This is a genomic window from Micromonospora sp. NPDC001898 (genome assembly GCF_042891255.1).
Taxonomy (GTDB): Bacteria; Actinomycetota; Actinomycetes; order Mycobacteriales; family Micromonosporaceae; genus Micromonospora.
The window spans coordinates 32839-49680 of record NZ_JBIATC010000029.1; the positions used below are offsets into that span (position 1 = coordinate 32839).

At 73.5% G+C, this 16842-nt stretch carries 1 protein-coding gene; it reads left to right on the forward strand.

The window, feature by feature from the left end; translation table 11 throughout:
• Positions 1–246: 246 nt before the first annotated feature.
• Positions 247–16266 (forward strand): type I polyketide synthase, encoded by a 16020-nt coding sequence (locus ACFYZF_RS29070; RefSeq protein WP_387026121.1) that lies wholly within the window; start codon positions 247–249, stop codon positions 16264–16266.
• The last annotated feature ends 576 nt before the right edge of the window (positions 16267–16842 follow it).

Consider the following 16842-nt stretch of genomic DNA (forward strand, 5'->3'; position numbering starts at 1 on the left):
CGGCGCGCATGCCACGGCTCCGCTCCAGGCCTTCTTCACCTCCTGACGGCCGCAGCGCTGGCAGGACGTGGACGGTGAGGTGACAGCCGGAACTGTCGCCTCACCGCCCATGGCTTCTCCGGTGAGGCGTTTACCAGGCTGAGGGATGCCCGGTCAGCACGGCCGCTTCTAGCCTCCGAATGCGGGCCGACGGTTTCGCCCATCCGGCGCCCGACCGGGTCCGCTCTACGAGAGGACGTGTGATCCGTGCGCGCCGAACTGATCAGAGCCCTCCCCCAGGTGTTGCGGGAGCACGCGGACAGCTTCGGCGAGAAGGTGGCCTTCCAGGACGACAAGCGGGCGGTCACGTACGGCGATCTGGAGGCGCGGACCCGCCGGCTGGCCGGACATCTGGTGGGCCTCGGTGTGCGACGTGGCGACCGGGTGATGATCTGCCTACGCAACAGCGTGGAGACGCTCGAGAGCTACCTCGCCACCCTTCGTGCGGGCGCGGTCGGAGTACCGGTCAACCCCGCGTCCACCGACTCCGAACTGGACTATTTCCTGGCCGACAGCGCGGCGGCCGTCGTCATCACCGACCCCGTGCACGTGGCTGGCTTCCTGCGTTCGCCGGCCCTGGCCCCCGACGCGCTCCTGTTGGTGACCGGCGACGCACCCGCGCACACGTCGGTCCACGCCTACCAGAAGCTCGCCGCGAGCGAACCGGCGGTAGCCGCCCCAGACGACCTGGGCCTGGGTGAGACGGCGTGGATCTTCTACACCTCCGGTACCACCAAAGAGCCGAAGGGGGTGCTCTCCAGCCAGCGCAACTGCTTGTACTCGGTCGCGGCGAGCTACGTTCCGATCCCGGGGCTGTCGGCGGACGATCGCGTGCTGTGGCCGCTGCCTTTGTTCCACAGCCTCTCCCATATCGCGTGCGTGCTGGCGGTGACCGTGGTCGGCGCGACCGCCCGGATCATGGACAGCCCGTCCGGGGACGAGTTCCTGGAAGCCGCCCGGGAAACCCGGGCCACCTTTGTGGCGGGTGTGCCGGCCACCTATCACTACATTCTTGAGGCGCGGCGGCAGCGCCGGATCGCCCTGCCGGAGCTACGGATCGGGCTGGTCGGGGGCGCGGTCGCCGGTCCCGAGCTATGCCGGTCGTTCCGCGAGGAATTCGGGGTGCCGCTGGTCGACGCGTACGGCAGCACCGAGACGTGCGGCGCGATCACCATGAACCCGCCGGGAGGCGTCCGCGTCGACGGGTCGTGCGGGCTTCCGGTGCCCGGTGTGGACGTCCGGATCGTCGACCCGGAGACCGGCCACGACGTGCCGGTCGGCGTCGAGGGTGAGGTATGGGTGCGCGGGCCGAACGTGACGTCCGGCTACCACAACAAACCGGAGGCGACCGCAGCGGCGTTCCGGGACGGCTGGTATCGCACGGGTGACCTCGCCCGCCGGGACACCGCCGGCTATTTCACCATCTGCGGCCGGATCAGCGATCTGATCATCAGGGGCGGCGAGAACGTCCACCCGGAGGAGATCGAGGCGGTCCTTCGCGCCGCTCCGGGAATTGCCGACGTCGGCGTGGCCGGCCGGCCGCACGAGGTGCTGGGCGAGGTGCCCGTCGCCTACGTGGTCACGGATCCGTCGGGCGTCGAAATGAGTGCCGTGATCGAACGGTGCCGCCGGGAGCTGTCCACGTTCAAGGTTCCCGAAGAGGTCTATGAGGTGGTCAGCGTTCCGCGGACCGCGTCGGGCAAGATCCAGCGCCGCCGGCTGGCCGATCAGCCCGCCGTGCTGCGGTACACGGCAAGCGGGTTGCACGACGGAGTCCTGCGCCTGGAATGGGTGCCCGCGCCGTCGCCCGGCACCGCCAGCCCTGCGCCGACGACCTGGGCGTTCGTGGGCTCGGCCGCGGCAGGCCTCACTGCGGAGGGATCGTCCTCCTGTTACGCCGATCTGGCCACGGCCGACGCGGCCGAGATGACCGTGCTGCTCGCGCCCGAGACGTCGGACACCTGGGCGGAGCGATGCGCCGAGACCCGGCAGCTGGTCGAAGAGGTGGCGGCGTGGGCCGCTCGGGTCGGATCGGGCCAGCTGGTCCTCCTGACCCGACAGGCGGTGTCGGTGTCGGCCGAGGACGAGCCGGCCGATCCGGCTCAGGCCATGTTGGCGGCCGCGACGGGCCGGGTCCTGGGGAGCCGAGCAATCCTGGTCGACCTGGACGACGAATCGCCGATCGACGCCGTGCCGTACGCGATCCTGCGTGACGAACCGCGCTGGGTGCTGCGGTCCGGCGCGCTCCTGGTGGCCCGGCTGACCCGCCAGGCGGTCCCGGACCGCGCGATGCGAGATTCGTGGTCAGGCGCCGACGGTGTCGTAGTGCTGACGGGCGCGGACACCGTACGCGGCGCCGCGGTGGCACGCCACCTGGCCTCCGTCCACCCGAACGAGCGACTGCTGCTGATCGCCAGCGGAGACGCCGCCGCTACCGAGTGGGAGTCCACGATCGCACCGGGCCCCGCCGCCGCGGTGATCCTCGCCGACGGCGACTCGGAGCTGGCCCGGAAGCTGAGCACCGCCGCGGACTCCGATCGGACCTCGTTCATCGCGATCACCGACCCGTACGAGGTCACCAGGACGGCGGACCCCGGCCGGGCGGTGTCGGTGGCCATGGTGGACGCCGTCGTCCACGACCGCCGCCGGCGCGGGCTGGCCGGCGCGGTGCTGACCTGGTGCGAACCGGCCGGGGACACTCCGGGTTCGCCATCGGTGCGGGACGGGCTGTTCGCGGTCGACACGCTCCTCACCACCTCGGATCCGGCGCCGCTGTTCGCCCTGCGTCCGCGCCGGCCGGAGTCGGGGGCGGGCGTGCCCGCCCTGCTGCGTGACATCTTCCCGGAGCCGCTCGTCCATGACGGACTCGACGACACGACGACCGCCCTCCGGGCAGAACTGAGCCGCCTGGACCGGCACGCGCAACGCGCGCTGCTTCAGGCCCTGGTCCGCGACGAGACGGCGGCGACGCTCAACCGGCCCGGCACCGCCGGCGTCCCGGCCGACCAGACCTTCCGGGATCTCGGATGCACCTCGGCCGCGATCGTCGAACTGCGTACGCGACTGATGGCCAGGACCGGTCTGAAGCTGCCGACCGGAGCGGCGTTCGACCATCCGACGCCGCGTGCGCTGGCCGCGTTCCTGCACACCGCACTGGTCGACGACCCGGCCACCGCCGCCGGCACCGCCACCGACACCGACACGGCCACCGACACCGCCGCCGGCACGGCGTCCGGGACTGACGAACCGATCGCGATCATCGGGATGGCCTGCCGACTGCCGGGTGGAATCAACGGACCCGACGACGTGTGGGATCTGGTCAGCGAGGGTCGGGGGGCGTCCGGTCCCTTCCCGGCCGACCGTGGCTGGGACCTCGAGCGGCTGTTCGACGCCGACCCGGGCCGCGCCCGGACCTCGTATGTCGACCGCGGCGGGTTCCTCGACGGCGCGGCGGAGTTCGACGCCGACTTCTTCGGCATCTCCCCGCGCGAGGCGATCGCCATGGACCCGCAGCAGCGGGTGCTGCTGGAGACCTCGTGGGAGGCGCTGGAGCATGCGGGCATCGACGTCTCGTCGTTGCGGGGCACCGACGCCGGGGTCTTCGCCGGCCTGATGGAACAGGGCTACGGCACCAGCGGTCCGGTGCCCGAAGAGCTCGAAGCCTTCCAGACGACCGGAACCTCGGGCAGCGTCGCGTCGGGCCGGATCTCCTACCTGCTCGGCTTGCAGGGACCGGCAATCACCGTGGACACGGCCTGCTCGTCGTCGCTGGTCGCGCTGCACCTGGCTGCCCACGCGCTGCGCCGGGGCGAGTGCTCGCTGGCCTTGGCGGGTGGGGCCACGGTGATGGCCACCCCTCAGTCGTTCGTTGAGTTCTCGCGGCAGCGGGCGCTGGCCGCTGACGGCCGATGCAAGTCCTACGCCTCGGCCGCCGACGGCACCGCGTGGGCGGAGGGCGCCGGGGTGCTGGTCCTGGAACGCCTCGGCGATGCTCGCCGCAACGGGCACCGGATCCTGGCCGTGCTGCGCGGCTCCTCGGTGAACTCCGACGGCGCGTCGAACGGCCTCACCGCACCGAGTGGTGAGGCGCAGCAACGGGTCATCCGGCAGGCACTGACATCGGCCGGTCTGGGTCCTGCGGACGTGGACGCGGTGGAGGGACACGGGACCGGGACCGTTCTGGGCGACCCGATCGAGGCCGAGGCGTTGCTGGCCACCTACGGCCGGGACCGGGACGCCGACCAGCCCCTGTGGCTCGGCTCACTCAAGTCGAACATCGGCCACACCCAGGCCGCAGCCGGCGTCGCCGGCATGATCAAAATGGTCCAGGCGCTTCGGTACGGTGTGCTGCCGGCGACGCTCAACGTGGACGAGCCGACATCGCGCGTCGACTGGTCGTCCGGCGCGGTCGCGCTGCTGACGGAAAGCCGGCCCTGGCCGCACCGTGGTCGTCCTCGTCGCGCGGGAATCTCCAGCTTCGGGCTGAGCGGAACGAACGCCCACGTGATCCTGGAGGAAGCACCCCGGCAGCCGGCCGTCCGGCAGCCGGTGCCGCCGGCGCCCCGGATCGTGCCCCTGATCCTGTCCGCCCGCGGAGCGCGGGCGCTCAACCGGCTGGCGGACCGGCTGGTCTCGCTGATCCAGACCGCCGACGAGTCGTCGTGGGTCGACGTCGCCGTGGCGCTGGCCTCCCGGCGGACGACCATGGACGAGCGTGCGGTCGTGCTGGCCGGCTCCCGGGACGAGGCGCTGGCGGGCCTGCGCGCACTGGCCCGTGACGAGGTCAGTCCCCTCGTCGTGCGCGACAGCGCCACCTCCGACGCGTCCTCCGGCGTCGTGCTGATCTTCCCTGGGCAGGGCGCGCAGTGGGCCGGGATGGGCCGTGAGCTGCTCGACACCTCCCCCGCGTTCGCCGAGGTCGTCCAGGAGTGCGCTCGGCTGCTGACCGAGTGGGCAGACTGGTCGCTGATCGACGTGCTGCGCGGCGAGGCCGACCAGGAACTGCTGGAACGCGTCGACGTCATCCAGGTGGCGAGCTTCGCGATGATGGTCGGACTGGCCGCGCTGTGGGCGTCGGCCGGGGTGCGGCCCGACGCGGTGGTGGGCCACTCGCAAGGCGAGATCGCCGCGGCCTACGTCGCCGGGGCGCTGTCGCTACCTGACGCCATGCGGGTCGTCGTGGTCCGGAGCCAGATGATCGCCGAGACCCTGTCCGGCCGGGGCGGCATGGCCTCGGTACGCCTCGACGCCTCCGACGCGGCGGCGCGGCTGGCGAAGTGGGACGGCCGGGTGCAGGTCGCCGCGGTCAACGGCCCGTCCTCGGTGGTGCTCTCCGGTGACCCGCAGGCCCTGACCGAGGCATTGCGCGAACTGGCCGAGTCCGGTGTCGACGTACGGCGGGTGGCAGTCGACTACGCGTCGCACAGCGACCAGGTCGAGGCCGTCCGGGAACGCCTGGCGGTGGCGCTGGCCGGCCTGTCGCCCGCCGAGCCCGCGGTGCCCTTCCACTCGACCGTGACCGGGGGCCGGGCCGACGGTGCGCTGGACGGCGACTACTGGTACCGCAACCTGCGGCACCAGGTCCGGTTCGGTCCGACGGTCGACCGCCTCCTGAAGCAGGGCTTCGGCGCGTTCGTCGAGGTCAGCCCCCACCCGGTGCTCGTCCAACCGGTCGCCGAGGCCGTCCACGAGGCGGGCTCGGAAGCGGTCGTCGCCGGTTCGCTGCGCCGGGACGACGGCGGGATCGGCCGCCTGGTGCGCTCGATGGCCGAGCTGTTCGTCCGCGGCGTCGCGGTGGACTGGCGCGGCCTGCTCCCGGCGGCCGGCCTGGCCGCGTGGATCGACCTGCCGACCTACCCCTTCGAGCGGCGGCGGTTCTGGCGACGTCCGGTGGCGGCCGCCGGTGCGTCCGGCCTGGGCCTGGACGACGCCGGGCACCCGCTGCTCGGCGCGCTCGTCCGGCTGCCCGATTCCGGTGGCCTGATCGCGACCGGGCGGTGGTCCGCGTCGCTCCTGCCCTGGTCGGACGGCGACGAGAGCGCGGTCGAGGTACCCGAGGCAGCCCTCGTCGAGCTGGCGCTGTGGGCGGGTGACCTGTCCGGCGCCCCGGTCGTCGAGGAGCTGACCATCGACTGGGCCGTCGTGCTGCCCCGCCACGGCAGCCTCGACGTACGGATCCTCGTGGGGCAGCCGGACGCCGCCCACCGGCGCTCGCTGACGGTCTACTCGGGTCCGTCCGGCGCGGGCGCCGCCGAGGAGTGGACGCCGCACGCCACCGGCACCGTGGCACCGGCGGCCCGTTCCACCGTCGAGGTCGCCGGTGTCCCCGGCGCCGAGGTCGCTCTCGACGACGCCGAGCGGCCGGACGCGCAGCGCTACGGCATCCACCCGGCACTGCTCGACGCGGCGGTCCGGACCGTCCTCTCCCCCGACCAGCGGCCGAAGACCTGGCGCGGCGTCCGGCTCCTGGCGTCCGGGGCCGACACTGTCGGCGTCCGGTCCACGTCCGCCGGGGACGGACTGGCCTTCCGCGTCGAGCTGGCCGATCCGGCCGGGCAGCCGGTGCTGGCGGTGGCCGAGCTGGTCGCCGGGCAGCGCGCGTCCACCGCGGACCTCTTCCGCCTGGACTGGGTCGACCATCCGATGCCCCGGGACACCTCGGCGCCCGGCCTCGCCGCCCACTACGTGACCGATGCCGCCGCGGTCGCCGCCGCGCCGGCGACCCTGCTGATCCACGAGGCCGACGGCTCGGACGGCGACCCGCGCGCGGCGGTCGTCGAGGTGCTCGAGCTGATCCAGGCGTTCCTCGCCCGGCCGGGCGAGGACGGCGCCCGGCTCGTGATCGTCACGCAGGACGACGACGGGATCGCCACCAGCGCCGTCTGGGGGCTGGTCCGGTCCGCCCAGTCGGAGCACCCGGGCCGGCTCGTGCTGGTCGCCGCCGACCGGGCGGCCCGGGCGACCGCCTCCGTCATCGCGGCCGTGCAGAGCGGTGAACCACAGCTGAGGCTCCGGGACAGCCGGGTGCTCGTGCCCCGGTTGGCGCGGCTGCGGCCGGTCGCGCCTTCACCCGCGTCCCGGCCGCTCGACCCGGGCGGCACTGTGCTGATCACCGGTGGTACCGGAACGCTCGCGGCGGTGACCGCGCGGCACCTCGTCGCCGAGCACGGTGTCCGCCGGCTGATCCTGGCCGGCCGTCGCGGCCCCGAGGCCGCCGGCGCCGCGGCGCTGCACGACGAACTGACCGGGCTCGGCGCGACCGTCCGGCTCGTGGCCGCCGATGTGGCGGACCGCGAGCAGGTGGCGGCGCTGCTGGCCACGGTCGGAGCGGAACACCCGCTGACCGCGGTCGTGCACACCGCCGGGGTGCTGGACGACGCGGTGATCACCGAGCTCGACCCGCACCGCGTCGACGCCGTGTTCGGGGCGAAGGTCGACGCGGCCCGTCACCTGGACGACCTCACCCGCGACCTCGACCTCGCCGCCTTCGTCCTCTACTCCTCGGCCGCTGGTGTGCTCGGCAACCCGGGGCAGGGCAACTACGCCGCGGCCAACGCGGCGCTGGACGCCGTGGCGCGGGAACGGCGGCACGCCGGCCTGGCGGCGGTCTCGATCGCCTGGGGTTACTGGGATCGGGCCAGCGGCCTGACCCGCCACCTCAGCCACGCCGACCACCGGCGGAACCGGGACGTCGGCATGATCGGCCTGTCCGACGGCGACGGGATGGCGTTGTTCGACCAGGCCCTGCGGGCCGGCGACGACGCCGGCGCGGCCGTGGTCGCGGCCGGGTTCGACCCGGCCGCGCTCCAGGCGGCCGACGGCTCGCGGGTGCCGTCCGTGCTGCGCGGTCTGGTACCGGCCGGGCGGCCGGTCACCCCGGCCGGTGCGACCGTGCGGCCGGCTCCGGCGGCGTCGGCCTCCTCGTCCGCCGGGATCAGCGCGCTGCCCCCGGCGGAGCAGCTCGACGCCCTGGTCGACCTGATCCGCCGGCAGTGCTCCCTCGTCCTCGGCCATGCGAGCACCGACGCGATCCGGCTCGACCGGACGTTCAAGGACTCGGGCTTCGACTCGCTCACCGCGCTCGAACTGCGTAACCGGCTCGCTGCCGCGACCGGGCTGACCCTGTCCCCCGCGATGATCTTCGACTACCCGAGGCCCCGGTCGCTGGCGGCCCACCTGCAGGCCAAGCTTCTCGACGACGCGCAGGCCCAGACCCGGCCGGCCACCGCGGAGCCGAGGGCGACGACGAAGGAGCCGATCGCCATCGTCGCGATGGCCTGCCGGTTCCCCGGCGGCGTACGCAGCCCCGAGGACCTGTGGCGGATCCTCGCCGCGGAGACCGACGTGGTCACCGAGTTCCCCACCGACCGCGGCTGGGACACCGACCGGCTGTTCGATCCCGACCCGGACCACCCCGGCACCACCTACGTCCGCCACGGCGCCTTCCTCGACGACCCCGGCGCGTTCGACGCCGCCTTCTTCGGCATCTCGCCGCAGGAGGCACTGGCGATGGACCCGCAGCAGAGACTGGTCATGGAGACCTCGTGGGAGCTGCTCGAACGGGCCGGCATCGACCCGCACAGCCTGGCCGCCCAGGACGTCGGCGTGTTCGTCGGGGTCAACAGCCACGACTGGACCGTGCGCACGCACCACGCGTCCGGCGTGGAGGGCTTCCGCCTGACCGGCGGCTCGGGCAGCGTCGTCTCCGGACGGGTGGCCTACCACCTGGGCCTGGAGGGCCCGGCGATCACCGTGGACACCGCCTGCTCGTCCTCGCTGGTGACCCTGCACCTGGCCGTGCAGGCCATCCGGAACGGCGAGTGCTCGATGGCGCTGGCGGGCGGCGTGATGGTGATGGGCACCGTGGAGACCTTCGTCGAGTTCTCGCGGCAGCGGGGGCTCGCCCCCGACGGCCGCTGCAAGGCGTTCGCCGACGCGGCCGACGGTACCGGCTGGTCGGAGGGGGTCGGGCTGCTTCTGGTCGAGCCGCTGTCCCAGGCCCGTGCGCGGGGCCACCGGGTGCTGGCCCTGGTCCGCGGGACGGCGGTGAACTCCGACGGCGCCTCCAACGGCCTCACCGCGCCGAACGGCCCGTCGCAGCAGCGCGTGATCCGCAAGGCGCTCGCCGCGGCCGGACTGCGGGGCGACGAGGTCGACGCCGTCGAGGGGCACGGCACCGGGACCACGCTCGGCGACCCGATCGAGGCGCAGGCGCTGCTGGAGGCCTACGGCCGGGACCGGCCGGACGACCGCCCGCTCTGGCTCGGGTCGGTGAAGTCGAACATCGGCCACACCCAGGCCGCAGCCGGCGTCGCGGGCGTGATCAAGATGGTGCTGGCGATGCGGCACGGCGTCCTGCCGAGGACGCTGCACGTCGACCGGCCGTCGACGCACGTGGACTGGTCGGCGGGCGCGGTCCGGCTGCTCACCGAACGCCGCGACTGGCCCCTTGCCGGACGGCCGCGCCGGGCCGGTGTGTCGTCGTTCGGCATCGGCGGGACCAACGCTCACGTCATCCTGGAGGAGGCCGGCGAGGAGACCGCCAGGCACGACGCCGGCGAGTGGACCGAGGACCCGGCCCTGGAACGGCCCTCGACCGACCTCTGCGTGCCGGTTCCGGTCTCCGGTCGCACCCCCGCCGCGCTGCGGGCCCAAGCCGGCCGGCTGGCGGACTTCGTGGCGTCGCGGCCGGAGCTGGAGCCCGCCGACATCGCCCTCGCGCTGGCCACCGGCCGGGCACAGCTCGACCGGCGGGCGGTGCTGGTGGTCCGGCATCGCGACGAGCTGGTCGGCGATCTGCGCGGTCTGGCCGAGGGTTCCGCGCCGGCCATCGGTGGAGCCCCGGTCGACGGCAAGCTGGCCGTCCTGTTCACCGGGCAGGGCAGTCAGTGGCCCGGCATGGGCCGGGACCTCGCGGTCGCCTTCCCGGTCTTCGCCGAGGCGTTCGCCGACGCCTGCCGGGCTGTCGAGAAGCACTGGGCCGGTCACGCCACGGCGCCGCTGTCCGATGTCGTCTTCGCCGCCGCAGGCGCGGAGGACGGCCGGCTGATCGATCAGACGATCTACACCCAGGCCGGCCTGTTCGCCCTGGAAACCGCCCTGTACCGGCTCTACGAGTCGTGGGGACTGCGCCCGGACCTGATCGCTGGCCACTCCATCGGGGAGATCACCGCCGCGCACGTCGGCGGAGTGCTCGACCTGGCCGACGCGGGGAAGCTGGTCGCCGCGCGGGCCCGGCTGATGCAGGCGCTGCCTACCGGCGGAGCCATGGTCGCCGTCCAGGCGAGCGAGGCCGAGGTGACCCCGTCGCTGGTGGAGGCACCCGGCGTCGTCGGCGTCGCGGCGGTCAACAGCGCCCGGTCGCTGGTGCTGTCCGGAGACGAGGTGGCCGTGCTGTGGGTGGCGAGCGATCTCGCCCAGCTCGGCCACAAGACCCGCCGACTGCCGGTGAGCCATGCCTTCCACTCGCCGCTGATGCGGCCGATGCTCGCCGGGTTCCGGGAGGTCGCCGAGTCGCTGACCTACCGGCCGGGCCGGGTGCCCGTCGTGTCCACGGTCACCGGCCGGCCGGACGCCGGACAGCGGTTCGCCACCGCCGACTACTGGGTCGAGCAGGTGCGGGCCACGGTCCGGTTCGGGGACGCGGTCACCTCGCTGCGCGATCAGGGCGTGACGACCTTCCTGGAGCTCGGGCCGGGGGGCGTGCTGACCACGATGGCGTCGGAGAGCCTGGACTCGTCGGCGGTGTCCTGCGTCGCGACGCTGCGTCCGGACGGCGCGGAAGTCGCCGATGCGGTGGCGGCCCTGGGCGAACTGCACGTCCGCGGCGTGGCCCTGGACTGGCCCGCAGTCGTCGGCCGTCCGGCCGGATCCGCCTCGGCCCTGGCCACCGAGCTGCCGACCTACCCGTTCCAGAGCCGGCGGTACTGGCTCGACCAGGCACCGCTCGGCGATGCGGTCCCCGCGGTCACGGCCGGGCCCGCCGGCGGCCAGGAGGACGCTCAGAAGAGCATCGCCGCCCGGTTGGCGGACCGATCCCGGGACGAACGCGAACGGATCGCGCTCGAGGTGATCCGGGAGTCGGTGGCGGTCGTGGTGGGCTACCAGCGGGCCGATCTCGACGCGATGGACGACGACCAGTCGTTCAAGAGCCTGGGCTTCGATTCGCTGGGCGGCGTCCGGCTGCGCAACCGGCTGCGTGACCTCACGGGCGTCGATCTGCCGGTGACGGCCGTCTTCGACCATCCGACGCCGCGGGTCCTGGCGGCGCACCTGGCAGGCGAGCTGTCCGGCGAGGTCGCCGAGGTGACCGACCGGGCTCCGGCGCCCGTGTCCGACCCCGACGAGCCCATCGCGATCATCGGCATGGCCGTACGGCTGCCCGGCGGCGTGGAGAGCCCGGACGACCTGTGGCGGCTGGTCATCGAGCGACGCGACGCGGTCTCCGGCTTCCCCGCCGACCGGGGTTGGGACACCGACGGGCTCTACCATCCGGATCCCGCGCACCCGGGGACCACCTACACCCGGTCGGGTGGCTTCCTCTACGACGCCGCCCAGTTCGACCCCGGGCTGTTCGGGATCTCCCCGCGCGAGGCGCTGGCCATGGACCCGCAGCAACGGCTGCTCCTGGAGGCCTCCTGGGAGGCCATGGAGCGGGCCGGCATCGACCCGCTGTCCGCCCGGGGCGAAGAGGTCGGTGTGTTCACCGGGATCGTGCACCACGACTACGCGACCCGGCTGAACCGGATTCCCGAGGAGGTCCGGGGATACGTCATGACCGGCACGTCGCCGAGCGTCGCCTCGGGCCGGATCGCGTACGTCTTCGGCTTCGAGGGGCCTGCGGTGACCCTGGACACCGCGTGCTCGTCCTCGCTGGTCGCGATCCACCAGGCCGCGCAGGCGCTCCGGCTGGGCGAATGCACGATGGCGCTGGCCGGCGGGGCCACGGTGATGGCCAGCCCAGAGGCGTTCGTCGAGTTCTCCAGCCAGCGCGGGCTCTCCGCCGACGGCCGGTGCAAGGCGTTCTCGTCCTCCGCGGACGGCACCGGCTGGTCGGAGGGTGCCGGCGTCGTGCTCCTGGAGCGGCTCTCGGTGGCCCGGCAGCGTGGCCATCGTGTGCTGGCCACGGTCCGCGGGTCGGCGGTCAACTCCGACGGTGTCTCGAACGGGCTGACCGCACCGAACGGGATGGCGCAGCAACGGGTGATCCGGCGGGCACTCGCCTCGGCCGGGCTGGGTCCGGCCGACGTCGACGCGGTGGAAGCCCACGGGACCGGCACGGTACTCGGCGACCCGATCGAGGCGGGGGCGTTGCTCGCCACGTACGGGAAAGCCCGGGATGCGCAGCAGCCGCTGTGGCTCGGGTCCTTGAAATCCAACATCGGGCACACCCAGGCGGCCGCCGGCGTGGCCGGCGTGATCAAAATGGTCGAGGCGCTGCGGCACAGAGTGCTGCCGCCGACCATCAACGTCGAGGAACCGACCGGACAGGTGGACTGGTCGGCCGGCACCCTTGCCCTGCTGACCGAGCCGCGGGAGTGGCCGCAGACCGGTCGGCCCCGACGGGTCGGCGTCTCCGCGTTCGGCGCCAGCGGAACCAACGCGCACCTGATCCTCGAGCAGGCCCCGTCCGAGGAGGCCGCGACCGCCCCGTCCGAGGATTCGGACCCGTTGCAGGGGCTCGCGACGAACGTCGTGCCGCTGGTGGTGTCCGCCAAGAGCGTCCGGTCACTCGCCGCGCAGGCCACCCGGCTGCGGACGTCTTTGGACAGCCCCGCTCAGACCGGCGAACCGGCGCTGCCGGCGATGGCCGACGCCCTGGTGCACGGCCGGGCGACGTTGCCGGAGCGGGCGGTCGTGCTGGCCGGGTCGCGAGACGAGGCGCTGACCGGCCTCGCCGCGCTCGCCCGCGGCGAGGTGGCACCCCACCTGACCACGGGCAGCGTGCTCGGCTCCGGAGCACCCGGCCGGCTGGTTCTCGTCTTCCCCGGCCAGGGATCGCAATGGTCCGGCATGGGGCGCGCGCTGCTGGACAGTTCCGCGGTCTTCCGGGCGCGGATCGACGAGTGCGCGCGGGCGCTCGAACCTTGGGTGGACTGGTCGCTGACCGATGTCCTGCGCGGCGAGGTGGACGAACAGACCCTCGATCGGGTGGACGTCGTCCAGCCGGCGAGCTTCGCGATGATGGTCGGCCTGGCCGCGCTCTGGGAGTCGGTGGGCGTGCGGCCCGACGCGGTGGTGGGCCACTCCCAGGGGGAGATCGCGGCGGCGTGCGTCGCCGGCGCCCTGTCGCTGGCCGACGCGGCCCGCGTCGTCGCGGTGCGCAGCCAGGCGATCGCGACCACGCTGTCCGGCCAGGGCGGCATGGCGTCGGTGATGCTCGGCGCGGGCGAGGCGAACGACCGGCTGGCCGCCTGGCCCGGCCGGCTCGAGGTGGCCGTGGTGAACGGCCCGTCCTCGGTGGTCATCGCCGGCGACGAGGAGTCGCTGGCCGAGGCTCTGGAGTCCCTGACGCGGGAGGGCGTACGGACCCGCAAGGTGCCGGTGGACTACGCCTCGCACACCCGCCACGTCGAGCGCATCGAGGACGTCCTCGCGACGGCCTTGAGCGGGATCGACACCCAGCCTCCGCGCATTCCGTTCTACTCCACGGTGACCGGTGGCTGGATCGACGGTGACGACCTGCTCGGCGCGGACTACTGGTATCAGAACCTGCGGCAGCCGGTCGGCTTCGGCCCGGCCGTGGCGAGCCTGCTGACCCAGAGTTTCGGAGTTTTCCTGGAGGTCAGCGCGCATCCGGTCCTGGTGCAGCCGATGACCGACGTCATCGACGACGCGGACTCGGTCGCCCGGCCCCGTGGCGCCGGGCGACCGATCGTCTCCGGCACGCTGCGCCGGGACGCCGATGGTCCGGCATCCTTCCTCGCCGCGGCCGCGCGGCTCTTCGTCGGCGGTGTGCCGGTCGACTGGGGCTCGGCACTGCCGGCGCACCGGCCCCGGCACCCGGCCGAGTTGCCCACCTATGCCTTCGACCGTCAGCACTTCTGGCTGACCGAGGCCGCTCCGGACGATGACGGACCGGGCGGCCAGGCGACGGACGCCGGCTTCTGGGACGCGATCGAGGACGCCGATCCGGCGGCTCTGGCCGCCATGCTCGAGCTGTCCGCCGACCAGAGCGAGGCCTTGGACGCGGTGCTGCCGGCCATCGCCGGCTGGCGGAGGGCACGCGAGACCTGGTCGGTCTCGGCGAAACTCCGGTACGCGATCGGCTGGGTGCCGCCCCAGCGCGAGGCCCTGGGGGTGCCCGCCGGTCGCTGGCTCGTCATCACGCCGGAGTCCACGGACGTCTCGCGCGAGGGTCTGCTCGACCAGTTGCGGGCCAACGGCCTCGACGTGGTGCCCTGCGCGGTGGAACCCAACCTGTCCACCGGCGAGCTCACCCGCCGGCTCGGCGGGGTCCTGGCCGACGACGGGGTGACCGGGATCCTGTCCCTGCTGGCACTCCCTGACCGGACCGAGGGCGACCGGCAGGATCCGGTCGCGCTCACCACCGCCACCCTGACCCTGATCCAGGCGCTCGCCGCAGCAGGCGCCACCGCGCCCCTGTGGTGCCTGACCCAGGGCGCGGTCAGCGTCGATGTCCGCGACGCCGTCGCCGGGGCGGCCCACGTGGCCCAGGCGGCGGTGTGGGGCCTGGGCCGGGCGGCCGCCCTCGAGCGCCTGGACCGCTGGGGCGGCTTGATCGATCTGCCCGCCGAACCGGACGGCCGGGCCGTCCGGCACCTGCTCGGCGTGCTGAGCGGGGCGTCCGGTGAGGACCAGGTGGCGATCCGGCGATCCGGCGTCCACGTCCGGCGCCTGCGGCGGGCCACCGGTCCGGCCGGGACCGGGAGCGAGCGGCGTTGGCGGCCACGGGGGACGGTCCTGGTCACCGGCGGCGCGGAGGGCCTCGGCCGGTACGTCTCGTTGTGGCTGGCGCAGGCCGGCGCGGAGCGATTGGTGGTCACGACCAGCGAGGGCGAGCCCGGCGAGAGCGTCGAGTCACTGCGCGACGAGCTGGCGAAGCTGGCCAGCGGCACCGTCGTCGAGTCGTGCGCGGACGCCGACCGGGATGCGCTCGCCGGTCTCGTTCGCGCTCCGGGCCGCCCGGTGACCGCGGTCGTCCACGCCGCCGACCTGTCCCTGACCCTGCCGATCGATGAAACCGGTGAGGTGGAGGTCACCGAGGTCTTCCGGACCAAGGTGGACACTGCGGTCCGGCTGAGCGAGCTGACGGCGGAACTTCCGCTCGACGCGTTCGTCGTCTTCTCCTCGATCGCCGGCATCTGGGGCGGTGGCGGTCAGGCCGCCGCCGGCGCGGCGAACGCGGTCCTCGACGCGCTCGTGCGGCGCCTTCGAGCGGACGGCGTCCCGGCGCAGGCGATCGCCTGGGGTGCGCTGACCGCAGCCGGCGCGGGGATGGACGAGGAGACGCTGGCGCAGCTCCGGCGGCGCGGCGTCATCCCGATGACACCCGACACGGCGATGGCCGCACTGGACCAGGCGATCCAGGCCGCCACGGAATCGGTGGTCGTCGCCGACATGGACTGGCGCGCCTTCATCGTGCCGTTCACGTCGGTCCGCACCAGCCCGCTCTTCGACGACCTGCCGGAGGCCGCGGCGGCGATCGAGGCGGCACAGCCCTCCGACGACTCCACGGAGAGCGCGTCGTCGCTGACGACCTCGCTGCGCGCCGCCGGGGAGGCCGAACAGGATCGGATCCTGCTCCGGCTGGTGCGGAGCCAGGCATCCACGGTCCTCGGTCACAGTGGCGCCGACGGGGTCGGCCCGGCCCAGGCGTTCCAGGAGGCCGGTTTCGACTCCCTGGCGGCCGTCAACTTCCGCAACAGCCTGATCACCGCCACCGGGCTGAGGCTGCCGGCCACACTGATCTTCGACTATCCGACCCCGCAGGCGGTGGTCGAGTACCTGCGCTCGGAACTACTCGGGGCCGAGGACGACGTGGACACCCGTGAGGAGGACGTACGGCGGATCCTGGCCTCAGTGCCGTTCGAACGGTTCAAGGAGGCCGGTGTCCTCGAAGCGTTGCTCGGCCTGGCCGACGCCGAAGCGGGCGGGGCCGCCGCCTCCGACGAGGGCCCCGAGTCGGCGCAGGCGGCCGACGACGAGCTCATCGACGCCATGGACGTCGACAGTCTGATCGAGCGGGCACTCGGCTCCAGCAGCTGATCGCCGGAACCGAGTCGGACGGCCGGTCAGAAACCGGTCCCGGGGTCTGCTCGACGAAGCCCCCCTCGTCGTTGCGGCCCTCGTCGTTGCGGCCCTCGTCGTTGCGGCCCTCGTCGTGTCAGCCCTCGTCGTTGCGGAGCACGAGAAAGTCGCCGGACCCCACCTGGAACGGGTTGGCCGTGAGGATCTCCTTCGTCGAAAGCCGTGGTTCACCCCAGGCTGAAGGGGCGACCGTCGGCGGGCATCCCTCGGCCGCGTAGTCCGGCCTGCGGACCAGTGTCCTGAGGTGGGAGTTCGCGTCGGTGGGTTGTGTTCGGATTCCGGGCGCGGGGTCGTGAGTGGCGAGGACGGTCAGGGCGGATCTGTATCTGGTGACCTATCTGGCGCGGCACCGGTGTCGGCGTCGCCGTCGTGACCCTCGATGCATGTGGCCGACAGTCATCCGGCAGCGCTGCTTCTCGGTGTCTGTGCCTGGGAGTGGCTAAGAGATGTCTCGTAACTTGGCGCCTGGTCCATGGTGGATCATGTGGTGGTGCAGGTGATCTCAGCGGCTCGCCCGGAGTGGATCTTTCCGTT